Source organism: Mycolicibacter heraklionensis (genome assembly GCF_019645815.1).
Taxonomy (GTDB): Bacteria; Actinomycetota; Actinomycetes; order Mycobacteriales; family Mycobacteriaceae; genus Mycobacterium; species Mycobacterium heraklionense.
Window position 1 is genome coordinate 689,732 of sequence record NZ_CP080997.1, and the last position, 15,524, is coordinate 705,255.

General features: G+C 67.3%; 18 protein-coding genes and 2 tRNA genes. 10 read left to right on the forward strand and 10 right to left on the reverse strand.

Annotation, left to right across the window (positions count from 1 at the left end; all coding sequences use genetic code 11):
• Positions 1–25 precede the first annotated feature (25 nt).
• The 3 genes from grcC1 to K3U94_RS03250 all read left to right on the forward strand — a co-directional run bounded on the left by grcC1 (position 26) and on the right by K3U94_RS03250 (position 2,446).
• Positions 26–1,042 (forward strand): nonaprenyl/(2E,6E)-farnesyl/geranylgeranyl diphosphat synthase, encoded by a 1,017-nt coding sequence (gene grcC1 / locus K3U94_RS03240; protein WP_167344284.1) that lies wholly within the window; start codon positions 26–28, stop codon positions 1,040–1,042.
• Between the two features lie 73 nt (positions 1,043–1,115).
• Positions 1,116–1,964 (forward strand): zinc metalloprotease HtpX, encoded by an 849-nt coding sequence (htpX, locus tag K3U94_RS03245; protein WP_047319708.1) that lies wholly within the window; start codon positions 1,116–1,118, stop codon positions 1,962–1,964.
• Positions 1,965–2,107: 143 nt separating this feature from the next.
• Positions 2,108–2,446, forward strand: a complete 339-nt coding sequence (locus tag K3U94_RS03250; protein WP_047319709.1) for a type II toxin-antitoxin system HicB family antitoxin — start codon at positions 2,108–2,110, stop codon at positions 2,444–2,446.
• A gap of 89 nt (positions 2,447–2,535) precedes the next feature.
• On the opposite strand, the gene K3U94_RS03255 is transcribed toward K3U94_RS03250, so the two are convergent.
• Both K3U94_RS03255 and K3U94_RS03260 read right to left on the reverse strand, forming a co-directional pair.
• Entirely contained in the window at positions 2,536–3,561 is a 1,026-nt protein-coding gene (locus tag K3U94_RS03255; protein WP_220695552.1) for an NAD(P)H-dependent glycerol-3-phosphate dehydrogenase, read from the reverse strand.
• Positions 3,562–3,617: 56 nt separating this feature from the next.
• On the reverse strand, positions 3,618–4,382 hold the full coding sequence (locus tag K3U94_RS03260; protein ID WP_220695553.1) for an SDR family NAD(P)-dependent oxidoreductase: 765 nt from the start codon (positions 4,380–4,382) through the stop codon (positions 3,618–3,620).
• Here K3U94_RS03260 and K3U94_RS03265 point away from each other — a divergent pair.
• Positions 4,381–5,013, forward strand: a complete 633-nt coding sequence (locus tag K3U94_RS03265; protein ID WP_230987378.1) for a TetR/AcrR family transcriptional regulator — start codon at positions 4,381–4,383, stop codon at positions 5,011–5,013. The two genes, K3U94_RS03260 and K3U94_RS03265, sit on opposite strands and share 2 nt — an antisense overlap.
• A gap of 1 nt (position 5,014) precedes the next feature.
• Here the strand turns inward: K3U94_RS03265 and K3U94_RS03270 are convergent, their stop codons facing one another.
• Positions 5,015–6,490, reverse strand: coding sequence for a flavin-containing monooxygenase (locus K3U94_RS03270; RefSeq protein WP_220695554.1), 1,476 nt, complete (start codon positions 6,488–6,490; stop codon positions 5,015–5,017).
• Between the two features lie 47 nt (positions 6,491–6,537).
• A complete protein-coding gene (locus tag K3U94_RS03275; protein WP_220695555.1) occupies positions 6,538–7,029 on the reverse strand; it encodes a YajQ family cyclic di-GMP-binding protein in 492 nt (163 codons plus the stop codon).
• Between the two features lie 79 nt (positions 7,030–7,108).
• Here K3U94_RS03275 and K3U94_RS03280 point away from each other — a divergent pair.
• Positions 7,109–7,191: transfer RNA gene (locus K3U94_RS03280), tRNA-Tyr, on the forward strand.
• Positions 7,192–7,233: 42 nt separating this feature from the next.
• Here the strand turns inward: K3U94_RS03280 and K3U94_RS03285 are convergent.
• From K3U94_RS03285 to K3U94_RS03295, 3 genes are all read right to left on the reverse strand, one after another.
• Positions 7,234–7,629: a tyrosine-type recombinase/integrase gene (locus K3U94_RS03285; RefSeq protein WP_267878342.1), complete on the reverse strand. Its 396-nt coding sequence runs from the start codon at positions 7,627–7,629 to the stop codon at positions 7,234–7,236.
• A 292-nt stretch (positions 7,630–7,921) separates the two neighbouring features.
• Complete coding sequence (locus tag K3U94_RS03290) at positions 7,922–8,482, reverse strand: hypothetical protein (RefSeq protein ID WP_220695557.1); 561 nt, start codon at positions 8,480–8,482, stop codon at positions 7,922–7,924.
• 35 nt (positions 8,483–8,517) lie between these two features.
• On the reverse strand, positions 8,518–9,090 hold the full coding sequence (locus K3U94_RS03295; RefSeq protein ID WP_220695558.1) for a hypothetical protein: 573 nt from the start codon (positions 9,088–9,090) through the stop codon (positions 8,518–8,520).
• A gap of 99 nt (positions 9,091–9,189) precedes the next feature.
• On the opposite strand from K3U94_RS03295, the gene K3U94_RS03300 reads away from it, so the two are divergent.
• Positions 9,190–9,297, forward strand: a tRNA-OTHER gene (locus K3U94_RS03300).
• A 38-nt stretch (positions 9,298–9,335) separates the two neighbouring features.
• Here K3U94_RS03300 and K3U94_RS03305 read toward each other — a convergent pair.
• Positions 9,336–10,319, reverse strand: coding sequence for an isopenicillin N synthase family dioxygenase (locus K3U94_RS03305; protein ID WP_220695559.1), 984 nt, complete (start codon positions 10,317–10,319; stop codon positions 9,336–9,338).
• Between the two features lie 40 nt (positions 10,320–10,359).
• Positions 10,360–10,791: a pyridoxamine 5'-phosphate oxidase family protein gene (locus K3U94_RS03310; RefSeq protein WP_220695560.1), complete on the reverse strand. Its 432-nt coding sequence runs from the start codon at positions 10,789–10,791 to the stop codon at positions 10,360–10,362.
• A gap of 110 nt (positions 10,792–10,901) precedes the next feature.
• Between K3U94_RS03310 and K3U94_RS03315 the strand changes: the two genes are divergently transcribed.
• From K3U94_RS03315 to K3U94_RS03330, 4 genes are read left to right on the forward strand one after another with little or no spacing between them, the layout of a single operon-like run.
• Positions 10,902–11,687: a class I SAM-dependent methyltransferase gene (locus tag K3U94_RS03315; protein WP_047320892.1), complete on the forward strand. Its 786-nt coding sequence runs from the start codon at positions 10,902–10,904 to the stop codon at positions 11,685–11,687.
• Positions 11,688–11,708: 21 nt separating this feature from the next.
• A complete protein-coding gene (locus K3U94_RS03320; RefSeq protein ID WP_047320893.1) occupies positions 11,709–12,185 on the forward strand; it encodes a DUF309 domain-containing protein in 477 nt (158 codons plus the stop codon).
• Positions 12,182–13,264: a galactose-1-phosphate uridylyltransferase gene (gene galT, locus K3U94_RS03325; RefSeq protein ID WP_220695561.1), complete on the forward strand. Its 1,083-nt coding sequence runs from the start codon at positions 12,182–12,184 to the stop codon at positions 13,262–13,264. The genes K3U94_RS03320 and galT overlap by 4 nt, the downstream gene beginning before the upstream one ends.
• Positions 13,261–14,340 carry a galactokinase gene (locus K3U94_RS03330; RefSeq protein ID WP_220695562.1) on the forward strand — a complete coding sequence of 360 codons (1,080 nt, stop codon included), beginning with the start codon at positions 13,261–13,263 and terminating at the stop codon, positions 14,338–14,340. The genes galT and K3U94_RS03330 overlap by 4 nt, the downstream gene beginning before the upstream one ends.
• Positions 14,341–14,342: 2 nt before the next feature.
• Here the strand turns inward: K3U94_RS03330 and K3U94_RS03335 are convergent, their stop codons facing one another.
• Positions 14,343–15,521: an FAD-binding domain gene (locus K3U94_RS03335; RefSeq protein WP_220695563.1), complete on the reverse strand. Its 1,179-nt coding sequence runs from the start codon at positions 15,519–15,521 to the stop codon at positions 14,343–14,345.
• Positions 15,522–15,524 lie beyond the last annotated feature (3 nt).

A 15,524-nucleotide genomic window follows, 5' to 3' on the forward strand; every position in this document is an offset into this window, starting at 1 on the left:
TCACACTGACCAGTATGTTGGAGCCGTGAGGACACCGGCGAACGTGGTGGCGGGGTTGGATTTCGGCGGCTTGGGAGACCCGGGTTTCGCGGACCGGGTCCGCGACGGGGTTGCCCGCATCGAAGAGCTGATGGACACCGAGTTGCGCGGTGGAGACGGCCTGATGACCGAGGCCGTGACCCACTTGTTCGACGCCGGCGGAAAGCGGTTCCGTCCGCTGTTCACGGTGCTGTCGGCCCAGCTGGGGCCCGAAGCGGACGCCTGGCAGGTGACGGTGGCCGGTGCGGTGATCGAGCTGGTGCACCTGGCCACGCTGTACCACGACGATGTGATGGACGAGGCGCAGATCCGCCGCGGGGCGCCCAGCGCCAACGCGCGGTGGGGCAACAACATCGCGATCCTGGCCGGTGACTACCTGTTCGCCACCGCGTCACGCCTGGTGTCGCGGCTGGGGCCGGATGCGGTGCGGATCATCGCCGAGACCTTTGCCCAGCTGGTGACCGGACAGATGCGCGAGACCCGCGGGGCAGCCGACGGCGTGGACGCGATAGAGCACTACCTCAAGGTTGTCTACGAGAAGACGGCGTGTCTGATCTCGGCGTCGGGCCGGTTCGGTGCGACGTTCTCCGGCGCCGACGACGAGCAGATCGAGCGACTGGCTCGGCTCGGCGGGATCGTGGGGACCGCCTTCCAGATCTCCGACGACATCATCGACATCGATTCCGACCCCGACGAGTCCGGCAAGCTGCCCGGCACCGATCTGCGCGAGGGTGTGCACACGCTGCCGGTGCTCTACGCGCTGCAGGAGACCGGTACCGACGCCGAGCGGCTGCGGGTGCTGCTGGCCGGCCCGGTCACCGAGGACGCGGTGGTCGAGGAGGCGCTGGGGCTGCTGCGGGCGTCGGCCGGGATGGCCAAGGCCAAGCAGACGGTGGCCGACTATGCCGCGCAGGCCCGCGCGGAGCTGGCTGCGCTACCCGACTGCGTCGGTCGAGCGGCGCTGGCCGGCCTGGTCGACTACACCGTAAACCGACACGGCTGACCACGGTTGCGGAACTCGTGCGGCGTCGGCGGCGTTTAATGAGCACGATGGTCGTTCTCCAAGGAGGAAGTCGATGACCTGGCACCCGCACCACAACACGGCGAAGACGTTCTTTCTGCTGTTCGTGATGTCGGCGTTGATCGTCTTGGTGGGCCGGGCGTTCGGACCGCAGATGATGTGGGTGGCGGTGCTGTTCGCCGTGGGGATGAACGCCTACACCTACTTCAACAGCGACAAGCTGGCGCTGCGGGCGATGCGGGCCCAGCCGGTGACCGAGGTCCAGGCGCCGGAGATCTACCGGATTGTGCGGGAGCTGGCCACCACCGCCCACCAGCCGATGCCCCGGTTGTACGTCAGCGACACCAACGCGCCCAACGCCTTCGCCACCGGCCGCAACCCGCGCCACGCGGCGGTGTGCTGCACCAGCGGAATCCTGCGTCTGCTCAACGAGCGTGAGTTGCGCGCGGTGCTGGGGCACGAGCTGTCGCACGTCTACAACCGCGACATCCTGATCTCGTGTGTGGCCGGCGCACTGGCCTCGGTGATCACCGGTTTGGCCAACATGGCGATGTTCATGGGCAACCGCCGCGACGGCAACCCGCTGGCGATGTTGCTGGTCGCGTTGGTGGGGCCGCTGGCGGCGTCGGTGGTGCGGCTGGCCGTGTCGCGGTCGCGGGAGTACCAGGCCGACGAGTCCGGCGCCGTGCTCTCGGGCGACCCGCTGGCGTTGGCGTCGGCACTGCGCAAGATCTCCGATGGTGTGGAACTCGCCCCGCTGCCGCCCGAGCCGGAGCTGGCCAGCCAGTCGCACCTGATGATCGCCAACCCGTTCCGCGCGGGGGAGAAGGTCGGTCAGCTGTTCGCCACGCACCCCCCGATGGCCGACCGGATTCGGCGGCTGGAGCAGATGGCCCGCGGGTAGGGTCCCTGCCCGAATCCCCTTCCCCGGCACGTCGCCGCGCTTCGGCGCCCCACCCATCCCTGCCGTCGCACCCGCCACTTCTACCCCTGGGCCTGGGGATATGTGGCTTGTCGAATCGGATAGCGCATGCGCTACTACCGGCCATGAACCGCTACACCTATCGCGCTGAATGGTCGCGTGAACACGACGAGTACGTCGGCCGCTGCCTCGAACTGCCGTTCCTCACACATTGGGCGCCGACCATGCGCGAGGCCATCGCCGGCGTCGAGCAGGCCGTCGACGAACACCTGGCGGAACGCCCCGGGGAAGACCTGCCCCCGCCGATCACCGACCGGGAGTTCAGCGGCACCTTCCTGGTTCGTACGTCACCGTCGCTGCACGCCCGGCTCGCTGTCGAGGCCGCCGATCAACACGTGTCGATGAACCACTGGATCGTGCAGAAGCTGGCGGATCGACCGCCGAGCAGCCTGCTCGACTGGTGATATCGGCTGCGCTATCCGATTCGAACTCATCCCACCCCCGCCCCGCGGGTACGCAAGTGGCGGTTGGGGCCAAGGCGACGGTATCCGGCTCAGAACCCGGAGCCAGTCACCTCGTGTCCCGGCGTCTCGGCGATCAGCCCGCGGTAGGCCTGCTCCACCGTGGAGCCGTGGTTGATCACGCCGTCGACCTCACGCGCGATCGGCATGCTCAGCCCGTACTGCGCGGCGAACTTCATGATCACGCTGGCGGCCCGCACACCCTCGGCCACCTGGTTCATCGACGCGATGATCTCGTCGATCGACTTGCCGGAGCCCAGCTGCTCGCCGACATAGCGGTTGCGGCTGCGCTGGCTGGTGCAGGTGACGATCAGGTCGCCCATCCCGGCTAGGCCCGCGAAGGTGTCGCGGGCTCCGCCCATCGCCTCGCCGAGCTTGGACATCTCGCGCACCGAACGCGACATCACCATGGCTCGGGTGTTCTCCCCGATCCCCAGCGAGTAGCCCATCCCGACCGCGATCGCGTACACGTTCTTCAGCGCGCCGGCCATCTCGACCCCGACCACGTCGTCGGTGGTGTACACCCGGAATCGCTTGGTGCGGAACAGCGACGCCAGCTCGCAGGCCTGGCCCGGGTCGGGCATGGCCAGCACCGCTGCCGCCGCGTATCCCTCGGCGACCTCCCGGGCGATGTTGGGGCCGGCCAGGATGCCGGCCGGATGCCCGGGCAGCACCTCGTCGACGATCTGCGACATCCGCATGTTGGTGCCCTGCTCCAGGCCCTTGACCAGCGACACCACCGGCACCCACGGGCGCAGCTCGGCGGCCAGCTCTTCCAGCACACCCCGGAAACCGTGCGACGGCACCGCCATCACGACGACGTCGGCGCAGTGCGCGGCTTCGGCGAAATCGGTGGTGGCGCGCAGCGTGTCGCTGAGTTCGACATCGTTGCCCAGGTAACGACTGTTGCGGTGGTTGTCGTTGATGTCGGCGGCGGTCGCTTCCGATCGCACCCACTGCAGCGTCGGCGCGCGGCGCGAGCAGATGGACGCCACCGTGGTGCCGAACGATCCGCCTCCGAGCACGACGACATTGGGTGTACGAGTAGCAGCAGCCATGAGCGACAGCGTATTGCCGTCGTCACCGCCGCACCCACGGTTTGTGAACATGTCGCCTAAACGGCGGACCAGCCACCGTCGATCGACAGCGTCGCGCCATGAATATTGGCGGCGTCGTCACTGGCAAGAAACACCACGGCGGCCGCAACCTCGGCCACGGTGCTCATCCGCCGCGACGGAATCCGGGCCAGCACCGGCGCCACGTGCTGTTCGAACTCCGCGTTGCGTTCGGTCCGGATCGGTCCGGGGGCAACAGTATTGACGCGCACACCGGACGGGCCGTATTCGTCGGCCCACGACTTGGTCAGCGAGTGGACGGTGGCCTTGGTTGCGCTGTACAGCGCCGAACTCGCCGAGCCGATCAGTCCGCTGATCGAACCGACGTTGACGATCACGCCGCTGCCGCGCTGTGCCATGGCGGGCGCGAGCGCGCCGGTCAGCAGGAACGGGGCGAACACGTTGATCGCGAACGCGTCGCGAATCTGGTCCTCGGGGACCTCCGCGGTGGGCGTCGGCATCAGGATCATGGCCGCGTTGTTGACCAGGATGTCGATCGGACCACCCGCGGCGGCGGTCGCCTCGGCGGCCAATCGGGTGACCTCGGCCCCGCCGGCGCCCAGATCGGCGCCGAGGAACAGCGCCCTACCGCCCGCTGACTCGATGCGTTTCACCACGTCGTCGCCGCGTTTGCGATCGCGCCCGCTGACCAGGACCGACGCGCCGGCCTCCGCCAGCGTGGTGGCGATGCCGGCCCCCAGCCCGGCGGTGGACCCGGTGATCAATGCTGTGCGGCCTGCCAGCCGCGTACTGTTTGGACTCATGAGTCCAGATAGTTCACCTATCAAATTGGACCCGCAAGTCCAAAAATTGACCAGCAAGGGCGCGGCCACTCGGTGGCGGATCATCGAGGGCGCCGCCGCGGAGATCCGTGCCAGCGGAGTATCGGCCACCACGCTCGATGACATCCGGGCGCGCACCCAGACCTCCAAGAGTCAGCTCTTCCACTACTTTCCCGGTGGCAAGGACCAGCTGTTGCTCGCCGTCGCCGAACACGAGGCCGAGTTGGTGCTGGCCGATCAGCAGCCCTACCTGGGTGAACTCACGTCCTGGGCGGCCTGGCAGCGCTGGCGCGACGCCGTGGTGGAGCGTTACCGCCGACAGGGGCAGCACTGCCCGCTGGCGGTGCTGATGTCCGAACTCGGGCGGACCACGCCGGCGGCCCAAGCCGTTACCTCGTCGCTGATCCGGCAATGGCACGCCGAGATCGCGACCGGGATCCGAGCGATGCAGCAGGGCGGCAAAACGGCCGGGCGCATCGACGCCGATTCCGCGGCAGCCGCCCTGCTGGCGGGCATCCAGGGCGGCGTCGGCATCCTGCTCGCCACCGGCGATCTCGGCTTCTTAGAGGCCGCACTGGACCGCGGCATCGCCGCGCTACGGGGTGAGGATTGACCTAGCCGGCCAGCGGTATGGGCTCACCGGCCCGCCCGAACACCATCGATTCGGTGATCTGATCGAACTGGAAGTCCAGGGCGTCGGCAAAGTAGTTCTGCCGCACATTCCAGGGCCGCTTGGTGCCCGACCGCGGGAGCGCGTGCGGCGCGCGCAGCACATAGCCGGCCTGGATGTCCCACGCCGACTTCTCGTCCATCGGCTGGTCGCCGAGGTGTGGGTAGGCGTGGGTGTAGCCGCGAGAAGCCATGTACGCCAGCAGTTTGGCGGTGGCGCGGGCCGTGATGTCGGCGCGCAGGGTCCAGGACGCGTTGGTATAGCCGACGCACCAGAACAGGTTCGGTACGTCTTCGAGCATGTGCGCCTTGTAGACGAATCGGTCGGTGGGCTTGATCTCGGTGCCGTCCAGGCTGATTCGCACTCCGCCGAGCGCCTGCAGCTGCAGTCCGGTGGCGGTCACGATGATGTCGGCGTCCAGATGGGCCCCGGACTGCAATGCGATGCCGGTGGCGTCGAAGTGGTCGATCCGATCGGTGACCATCTCGACTCGCCCGGCGCTGATCTCGGTGTAGAGGTCGGCGTCGGGAATCAGGCACAGTCGCTGGTCCCACGGTTCATACGGCGGCTTGAAGTGGGTGTCCACGGCGTAGCCCGCCGGCAGGTTCTGCACGGCCGTGCGACGCAGGATCCACTTCAGCAGCGGGGGAGTCTTGCGGGCCAAGAACCAGACATAGCCCTCGAACAGGGCCATCACGAACCGGATGATCGGGTGAGCCAACTTGCGGGGCAACAGTTTTGCGACCACGTCAACGAAACGGCTGTACATGGTCGCCGAGATCAGATAGGTGGGGGTGCGCTGCAGCAGGGTCACGTGGCCGGAGCGCTTGGCCAGCGCCGGGACCAGTGACATCGCGGTGGCGCCGCTGCCGATCACCACCACCTTCTTGCCGGTGTAGTCCAATTCTTCGGGCCAGTGCTGGGGGTGCACCAGCGTCCCCGCGAACGTCTCGAACCCCGGGAAGTCCGGGGTATAGCCCTCGTCGTAGTTGTAGTAGCCGGAGCCGAAGAACACGAACCGGCCGCGGTAGGTCCGCTGGGTGCCGTTGTCGTCAGCCGTCACCGTCCAGGTGTCGGTCGCCGAGTCCCAGTCGGCCGCGGTGACGTGGTGGTTGAACCGGATGTGCTCGTCGATGCCGTGCTTGCGCGCGGTGTCGGTCAGGTAGTCGCGGATCTCGTCGCCGTTGGCGACCCGTTCGCGCCGGGTCCAGGGCTCATAGGGCAGGCACAGCGTGAAGATGCTGCTGTCCGAGCGCACCCCGGGGTAGCGGAACAGGTCCCACGTCCCACCGATGCGCTCACGCCGTTCCAGGATGACGTAGTTAGTGCCGGGGTTGCGTTCGGTGATGCGATAAGCCGCGCCGATACCGGAGATGCCCGCTCCGATGATGACGACGTCCACGACCTCTTCGGTAGTCACGATCCCCAGCCTAAGCACCGGGCGGTCGGTCGGACCAGCGGTACCGGTTACCGGTAATTCACGAACTGCAAGGCGACGTCCAGGTCGGCTCCCTTGAGCAGCGCGATCACGGCCTGCAGGTCGTCGCGCTTCTTCGAGGACACCCGGATTTCGTCGCCCTGGACCTGGGACTTGACGCCCTTGGGGCCCTCGTCGCGGATCAGCTTGTTGATTTTCTTGGCGTGCTCGGCGTCGATGCCCTGCTTGAGGCTGCCGCTGACCTTGTAGGTCTTGCCCGACGGCTGCGGGTCCCCGGCGTCGAACGCCTTCATGGAGATGTCGCGGCGGATCAGTTTCTCCTTGAACACGTCGACGGCAGCCTTGACCCGCTCCTCGGTGGAGCTGACCAGCTCGATGGTTTCCTCGCCCTTCCACGCGATGGTGGTGTCGGTGCCGCGGAAGTCGAACCGGGTGGCCAGCTCCTTGGCGGCCTGGTTCAAGGCGTTGTCGACCTCCTGCCGGTCGACCTTGCTGACGATGTCGAACGATGAGTCCGCCACGAGACCTGTCCTCTCTTTGAGTTGTGCTGGCCGTTTGCGTCTGAGGTACATCCTCGTTGTAGTCTGCTAGGCGCACTACGGCAGGTTGCCCGAGCGGCCAATGGGAGCGGACTGTAAATCCGTCGGCGGAAGCCTACACAGGTTCGAATCCTGTACCTGCCACGCGAGGTCAGGCCCCCTTTTTCGAGGGGGCCTGACTTCTTTTCAAGACCCGGAATTGTCACGAGTTGTCACAACTCGCGCGAAACTCTGCGCCGCGATGGCCAACGACTCCGGCTTCGGATTCACGTAGGTCTGCAGCGTGAACGCCTTCGACGAGTGCCCCAGCCACGCGGAAATCAGCGCGGTCGGAACACCACGAAGATGCATCAACGTCCCGCAGGTGTGCCGCGCATCGTGGAGCCGGCGATGACGCACCTCGGCGGCGACCAGCACCCGCGCCCACCGGGACTCCACCGCATTCGGCGTCGGCGCTTCCCCGGCTTCATTCACCACGACGTAGCCACTGGATTGGTACTCCTCGCCGAGACGCAGCCGGTCCGCGGCCGACGTCTTGGGGGTCGATTTGAACACCGCGTATAGATCGTCCGGCAGTGGCACCTCCCGGCGGCCCGGCCCGCGGTGACCCGCTGCACATCCTCACCTGTTGGCAGCGCCCCCAACCGTAAAGGTCGGGGCGCTTTCGTTGTTTGGTTGCTCGACGCGGAGTTCTCAAACGGCCGCCCTCCCGGCTCTAACCCCGGGCTGTGCTTTCAACTACACCGTCAAGCACCGCCAGGCGTACCGCCCCCGACTTCGGTCGGGGGCGGCTTTCGTTGTCTCCGGGGTCAGCTACGCATCGGGGTCGACCCTGGTGGTCGGTGAGCTTCCTGATCGCTTCATTCCGCCAGGATCAGCTCGCTGAGCGTGGTCCGGAGGGGCCGTCGACGGTTCGTCTTTCGTCGCCGTCGAGATCGTCGCCGTCGAGATCATCGCCGTCGAGATCATCGTCATCGTAGGCGTCGTCGTCATCGACGGTCGGCTCAGGTTTAGTCGCGTTCCACAGCAGTCGCGTTCCGGTCGCGGCTATGCCGACGCCGACCGCGGCGAGATAGAACCCGACACCCAAGCTGGCCACCTCGCCGGGACCGTCGGCAATCACGGTGCCGTCGAGCCCGACCGGGTGCAGGGTTCGGGCATCTTTGTTCGACCAGATGAGCAGCAACCAGCCGACGCCGAGGAGCGGCAGGATCCGAGCGGCAAGGCGGTAGTTCTTGTCGCCGCCGTCCGCGTTGTAGGCGCACACGACGATGCCGACGGCCAAGGCGATCAGCACCCAGCCGTCGGCGGACTGGACCAACGTGTTGCCCTCGATGCGCAGGAACCGACGCGATTCGTAGGTGGGAAGGAAGGTGGCAATCGCCATGGCCAACGCTCCGAGCCCCGTCAGTCCGAGCGGAAGCGGATTCTTCATTCAGATACCAACCTGTACATGGGGCGGAATGCTACTCAGCGGCCCAGAAATTCGGGGCATGATGCGCTGACTTCGTTGACCACTCGGACCTTCGCTTCATTGAAGCCGATGCCCAGGGCCATGTCTTCGACCATGATCATCGCGACGTCGTTCATGGTCATCGTGTCGTAGCGCCGCAAGCTGTCACAGGCGATCTGGGGGATTGCCCGCGTCGTTACCGTCACCGTGGTTGGTGCGGGCTCTGGCACCGGGACAGCGGCGACGGGAGGTGGGGCGATTCTCGAGCTGGACAGCGCTGGCGCCTGTGAAGGCTTAGTCGACGGTGAGATCTGAGCCGGTACGTCCGGACTCGCTGGCATTGGCTGCGGAGCTGTGGTCCGACCCAGGACGAATGTCGCTATCGCAACAGCGCTGGCGGCCGCCACCAAGACCAGCACGGCGATCCAGACCGGCAATCTGCGATGCGGCTGGTACTCGACGACCGGCATGCTGCTGGTGTGCTCGCTGTACGCCAGCGGACCGTCAGCTGCCGCCGTGAACGGGTCGATCTCGGTAGGCGGCGGCGCGTCCACCGGAGCCTCCTGGGTGACGTCGTCGTTGACGGTCATACCCACTTCCTCTCACACCCAAGAAATTGTCACGGAGTTGTCACAACTCGCGGGATACGTACTAGTTTGCCCCGGAACACTACCGAACAGTATTGCCAGGTCAGGTACGGTTTAGCGAATATCGGCGAATAGCCAGGAACGCCCGTTAGCGGATTGTAAATCCGTCGGCGGAAGCCTACACAGGTTCGAATCCTGTACCTGCCACCACAGGTCAGGCCTCCTTTTTCGAGGGGGCCTGATTGCTTTCACGGAGAACTTGCCGGCGTAATCCCATGGTGCAGTTCGGCGACGTCCGGGTGGGCCCGGGTGCGGGACTTCCATGCGTTCTGACCGTAGGTGTCGAAGATGGGGTTGTCGGGATCGGTCTCGACGCCGCGCGCCAGGGCTGCCAGCTCAGCAGGCAAGGTGATGCGTGGAACGGTGGCATCCAGTGCCGGGTTGAGGAAATACGGGATCGACACCCGGTCGGTGCCGGGCCGAGGCGAGCGCACCCGGTGACGCGTGGCCCGCAGGTAGCCGTCGGTCGCGACTTCGAGCAGTTCGCCGATGTTGACGATGAACGCACCGGCCAGCGGGGGAACGTCGACCCACTCGCCGGGCGAGATTTCCACTTGAAGCCCTTCGGAATCCGGCTCGACGAGCAGCAGGGTCAACACCCCCGAATCCTTGTGTGCGCCGACACCTTGGCCGTCCTGCGGGCTTGCCGGATAGCGGACGACCTTGATCAGCGTTGCCGGCGCCGCGGCGAATGCGTCGTCGAACAGGTCTTCGGCGGCTCCCAACGACGCTGCCCAGTGCCGCAGCAGTTGCAGGCCCACCGCAGACAGCGACCGGTCCCACGCTTCGAACGCGGAGCGGAAGGACGCGGGCCGCTCGGGCCACAGATTCGGGCCCTGCAGATGCCAGTAGCCCTCCACTGCGGGTAGTGCGGGACGTTCAGGTCCGATGTCGATCTGCTCGCGCCAGTCGACGCGGCCGTTCGTCAACTCGCCGCCCACGCGTGAATAGCCCCGGAAATGCGGGCTTTTCAGCTGGCTGATCCGGTTCTTCTGCTCGTCGGGCAGCTCGAAGAACTGCCGGGCCAGCTCGAGGACTTCGGTGATCTGCTCGCCGGGTATGCCGTGGCCGGTGAGATAGAAGAAGCCGCAGGTGTGCGTGGCCTCCCGCAAGGCCAGGCGAAACGCCGCTGCGTCGGTGTCGGCGTCGGACAGGTCAAGCACGGGCAGCATCACAACGAGCCTTCGGGATCAGGCGCCAAAAGCCAAGCGCCTACAGGTCGCCGGAGAAGTCGGCGGTCAGCCAGCGGTCGGGCCGGATGGTGAACAGCACGCTGGATGCGCCGTCCATGTTGGCGGCGAATGCCCGGCCGCCCTCTTCGCCCAGGTAGCGAACCGCGATGGCCTCGCGCTGCGGCAGCGGGGACGGGGTGGCCGCATCGATCACGGTGCCTTCGACGACCACGTACTGGTAGGGCAGCTCTTCGCGCTGCACCACCAGCGTCACCGCACCGACCTGCTCGATGAGCTTGGCCTTCCGCCGGCCGGCGCCGGTGTTGACCAGGATGTTGCCGCCGGGGGTGTAGTCATACCAAATCGGGACGCTGGCCGGGGGCCGGCCATCGGTGGCGGCGACGGACAATACCGCGATGTGCTTGTCGGCGAGGAACTGCTGACGTTCGGTCTCTGTGAAGGCTTTGGGCATACCGGCTCGAACAGCCGGCGGCCCGAGGCTATTCCGTCGATCATTTAGAGGAAACATAGGGGTCCAAAGTCCTCTAGCGGACTAAGGCTGGTAAGGCTAACCTTCGTTGCATGAGCCTGCCGATGCCTGACCGCAAGACCGCTGATCTGCCCGGCCACTGGCTGTTCGCCCGGCTGGGCAAACGCGTGCTGCGCCCCGGCGGGCTGGGTCTGACCCACCGGATGCTGGCCGATGCGCAGCTGACCGGCGCCGACGTCGTGGAACTCGCGCCCGGCATGGGGCGCACCGCGAAAGAGATCCTGCAGAGCGGCCCCGGCACTTACACCGGTGTCGAGGCCGATGAGAACGCCGCCGGCGTGGTCCGCTCGGTGGTTGGCGAACGGGGCCGGGTGGTCACCGGCGAGGCGTCGAAGACCGGACTGGATGCTGCCAGCGCCGACGTCGTCATCGGCGAAGCGATGCTGACCATGCAGACCAATGCGCACAAGGCCGAGATCATCGGGGAGGCCTTCCGAGTGCTGCGGCCGGGCGGCCGCTACGCCATTCACGAGATGGTGCTGCAGCCCGCCGACGTGCCCGAGGCCGTCAAGGAGGAGGTCCGCACCGCGCTGGCCCGCTCTATCAAGGTCAACGCCCGGCCGTTGACCGCCGCGGAATGGACCGAGCTGCTCACCGAGGCCGGGTTCACCGTGGAGAAGATCTCCTACGCGCCGATGGCGCTGTTGGAGCCGCACCGGTTGATCGCCGACGAGGGCCTGTTCGGGGCGCTGCGGTTCGTGTTCAACGTGCTGCGCGATTCCGACGCGCGAGCGCGGGTGCTCAACATGCGCGCGACGTTCCGTCGCCACCGCAACAACATGGCCGCTATCGAGGTGATTGCTGCCAAGCCGGCCTGACCGGCTTGCCATGATGGACAGGTGACAACCCGCGACCGCGACGATTCGGGCCGCCCGCGTAACGCCCGCCCGCGTGATCGGCTGGGCCGGCCGCTGCCCCGCGGCAGCCAGGGCGGGGTCGAGGGTGTGCCCGACGACCTCGACCTGCCGCCGGCCCAGATGCTCGCCTACGCGCAGCTGTTGCTGGACGACGGGCTGGCGTTCAACGCCCACGAGGTACTGGAAGCCGCCTGGAAGCATCGGCCTGCTGCCGAGCGTGAGCTGTGGCAGGGCTTGGCGCAGCTGGCCGTCGGCGTCACCCACGTCCAGCGCGGCAATGTCGCCGGCGCGGTCAGTCTGTTGCGCCGCGGCGCCGACCATCTGGCGACGGTGCGGCCCCCGGCCCCGTACGGGATCGATCTCGCCGGATTGCTGGGCTTCGCCACGCATTTGGCCGACGACCTGGCGGCCGGAGTCGAGATCGCCCCGCAACGGCTGCATCCGCGGCTGGTCGCGTGAGCGCCCCGATCCGCTGGACGCTGGCCGACGGCCGCGTCCTCCTGTTCTTCGCCCTGCCCGGTCACACCCCGGCCCCGGCGCCCGATCGTCGGCCGCTCTCGCCGCGGGACCCCGAGTCGTCGCAGTTGCGTTTCGACCGCACCACCGGTCAGTGGGTGATCATCGCCGCGCAACGCCAGGACCGCACCTACAAACCTCCCGCCGAGGCCTGCCCGCTGTGCCCGGGGCCGAGCGGTGAGACCAGTGAGGTGCCGGCGGCCGACTACGACGTCGTGGTCTTCGAGAACCGGTTCCCCAGTCTGGCCGGGGCCGGCGCGACGGTCACCACACCGCCGGACGGTGCCGAGTTCGTCTCCGCACCGGGCAACGGCCGCTGCGAGGTGATCTGCTTCTCCGCCGACCACACCGGTTCGTTCGCCGACCTGCCGGCCGCGCACGCCCTGCTGGTGGTGCAGGCATGGCGGCACCGCACCGCTGAGCTGTTGGCCCGGCCGGGCGTCGAGCAGGTGTTCTGCTTCGAGAACCGCGGCGAGGAGATCGGTGTGACGCTGGCCCACCCGCACGGCCAGATCTACGGCTACCCCTACCTGACCCCGCGCACCGCCGCGATGCTCACCCAAGCGCGTGCGCATCGAGTTGCGCACGGCACCAACCTGTTCGCCGACCTGCTGGCCGCCGAGCGTGCCGAGGGTGCCCGGATCGTGGCGCAGACCGCACACTTCACCGCGTTCGTGCCGTTCGCGGCGCGCTGGCCGGTGGAGGTGCACCTGTATCCCAATCGGTGGGTGCACAACCTGACCGACCTGACCGACGACGAGCTCGACGACTTCGCGGCCGTCTACCGAAACCTGTTGGGCCGCTTCGATCGCATTTACGATACCCCGCTGCCCTATATGGCCGCGCTGCACCAGTACCGCGGCGACGGCGCGCAGGCCGACGGCTATTTTCACGTCGAGCTGATGTCGATCAGACGCAGCGCCACCAAGCTGAAATATCTGGCGGCCTCGGAGTCGGCGATGGACGCGTTCATCGCCGACGTCACCCCGGAGTCCGTGGCCGCTAGGCTGCGTGAGCTGTGATCACCTACTCCGCGCCGGGCCGGGTCAACCTGATCGGCGAACACACCGACTACAACGGCGGTTTCGCGCTGCCGATCGCGTTGCCGCAACGCACCAGCGTCACCTTCACTCCGGCCGAGACCGACACGCTCACCGTGCGCAGCGACCGCGCCGACGCACCGGTTCAGATTCCGCTGAACACCGCGCCTGGCCAGACCACCGGCTGGGGCGCGTATGCCGCCGGGGTGATCTGGGCGCTGCGCGACAGCGGGTTTGCAGTGCCCGGCGGAACCATGGATATCCGCAGCGACGTGCCGATCGGCTCGGGCCTGTCGTCGTCGGCAGCCCTGGAATGCGCGGTGCTCGGCGCCCTGGCCTCGGCGGCCGGCCTGGATATCGATCGGATCGAGCAGGCCCGAATCGGCCAGCGTGCCGAAAACGACTATGTCGGCGCCCCAACGGGTTTGCTGGACCAGCTGTCATCGCTGTTCGGGGAGGTGTCCAGCGCGCTGCTGATCGACTTCCGGGACGTCGCCGTGCACCCGGTGCCGTTCGACCCGGACGCTTCCGGAGTGACCCTGCTGCTACTCGACTCCGGTCAGCGGCACGGCCACGTCGACGGCGAATACGCCGCCCGGCGCGCATCGTGTGAGCGAGCCGCCGCCGCATTGGGGGTCTCTTCGCTGCGCGAGGTCCAGCACCGCGGTGTTGCGGCGCTGGATGTGCTTACCGACCCGGTCGATGCCCGGCGCGCTCGGCACGTGCTGACCGAGAATGAGCGGGTGCTGGATTTCGTTGCGGCCTGCGCCGAGCTGGACTTCGCCGCTGCCGGAGCGTTGTTCACCGCCTCGCACGCTTCGATGCGCGACGACTTCGAGATCACCACCGAGCACATCGACCTGATCGCTGACAGTGCGGTGGCTGCCGGCGCGCTCGGGGCGCGGATGACCGGCGGCGGGTTCGGCGGTTGCGTGATCGCACTGGTACCGGCCGAACTCACGTTGAAGGTGGGCGACGCGGTGTGCGCCGCGGCGACGGGAGCCGGATACGCCGAGCCGGAGGTGAGCCGGGTGTATGCGGCGGCTGGGGCGGGATAGTCTCAGATCCCGTAATCGGGCAGGTCGAAATCATCGCGCACGGTGCCGGCGAACAGGTTTGTCAGCATCCGGAGATTCATCGCCCGCAGCGTCAGGTTGCGAAACCACAGGCCGAAACGTGTTCGGGTGGCAAAGAATCCGAGCAGCTGTGTAGCGGTGGACTGTTTGGCCTCGATCAACGGGCGCAGTCGTGCTTCGTAGGCGTCGAATGCGCGCAAGTGGTCGCCGGCGGCGCGGTGCAGCTCCCCGGCCAGCACGTAGGCTTCGGTGATCGCCAGGCCGGTGCCCTCGCCGCCGAGCAGGGAGATGCATCCGGCGGCGTCGCCGATCAACAGCACCCGGCCCCGCGACCAGTGGTTCATCCGAACCTGACTGACCACGTCGAAGTACAGGCCGTCTCCCTGGCTACTGTCCTGGCTGTCTACGGCCGCCAGCAGCTGCGGGCATTCCCAGCCGGCATCGGCGAACCGGTTGTGCAACTGGGCTTTCGGGCTTGAAATTTCAGGGGAGGCGTCGCGAAACACGAACAGAGCCAGGGTGCGGTCTTCACGCAGCGCGACCCGTGACACCTGCCGGCCGGGTACCGCGTATGTCACATAGACCAGCTCGTCCCGGGGCCGATAACCCTCGACGACGGCGGCGGCGACCTTGCAGCCGAGGTAGTGCTCGAAGTCGGCGTCCGGACCGAACACCAACCGGCGCACGTTGGAGTGCAGACCGTCGGCGCCGATCACCAGGTCGAACTCGCGCGGTCCGGCGTGGCCGAAGGTGAGCCGGACGCTGTTGTCGTCTTGGTCGATGGCGGTGATGCTGTCGCCGTAGATCATCTCGACATCGTTGACGATGGTGTCGTGAATGGTGGCTGCCAGGTCGCCGCGCGGCAGGCTGGTGAAGTCGTCGCCGAGCAGATTCCGAAAGATGTTGGTGTCCAACGCCGCCACAACCTGGCCATGATCGCCGACCGATCGGACGGACTCGATCTGGTAGCCCTTGTCCAGGATCTGGGCTTCGAGGCCCATCCGCTGAGCCACGGTGTAGCCGACGCCCCAGAAGTCGATCATGTAGCCGCCGGACCGGAAGGCCGGCGCGTGCTCGATCACGGTCGGGGTGTGGCCGGTGCGGTGCAGCCAGTACGCGAGCGCCGTCCCGGCTACCCCTGCACCGCTGATCGCGATCCGCATCGG

Coding starts and splice junctions, on each gene's coding strand:
- htpX (WP_047319708.1), top strand. CDS start 1,116: ATGACCTGGCACCCGCACCACAACACGGCGAAGACGTTCTTTCTGCTG.
- K3U94_RS03250 (WP_047319709.1), top strand. CDS start 2,108: ATGAACCGCTACACCTATCGCGCTGAATGGTCGCGTGAACACGACGAG.
- K3U94_RS03255 (WP_220695552.1), bottom strand. CDS start 3,561: ATGGCTGCTGCTACTCGTACACCCAATGTCGTCGTGCTCGGAGGCGGA.
- K3U94_RS03265 (WP_230987378.1), top strand. CDS start 4,381: ATGAGTCCAGATAGTTCACCTATCAAATTGGACCCGCAAGTCCAAAAA.
- K3U94_RS03260 (WP_220695553.1), bottom strand. CDS start 4,382: ATGAGTCCAAACAGTACGCGGCTGGCAGGCCGCACAGCATTGATCACC.
- K3U94_RS03290 (WP_220695557.1), bottom strand. CDS start 8,482: ATGAAGAATCCGCTTCCGCTCGGACTGACGGGGCTCGGAGCGTTGGCC.
- K3U94_RS03295 (WP_220695558.1), bottom strand. CDS start 9,090: ATGACCGTCAACGACGACGTCACCCAGGAGGCTCCGGTGGACGCGCCG.
- K3U94_RS03305 (WP_220695559.1), bottom strand. CDS start 10,319: ATGCTGCCCGTGCTTGACCTGTCCGACGCCGACACCGACGCAGCGGCG.
- K3U94_RS03310 (WP_220695560.1), bottom strand. CDS start 10,791: ATGCCCAAAGCCTTCACAGAGACCGAACGTCAGCAGTTCCTCGCCGAC.
- K3U94_RS03315 (WP_047320892.1), top strand. CDS start 10,902: ATGAGCCTGCCGATGCCTGACCGCAAGACCGCTGATCTGCCCGGCCAC.
- K3U94_RS03335 (WP_220695563.1), bottom strand. CDS start 15,521: ATGCGGATCGCGATCAGCGGTGCAGGGGTAGCCGGGACGGCGCTCGCG.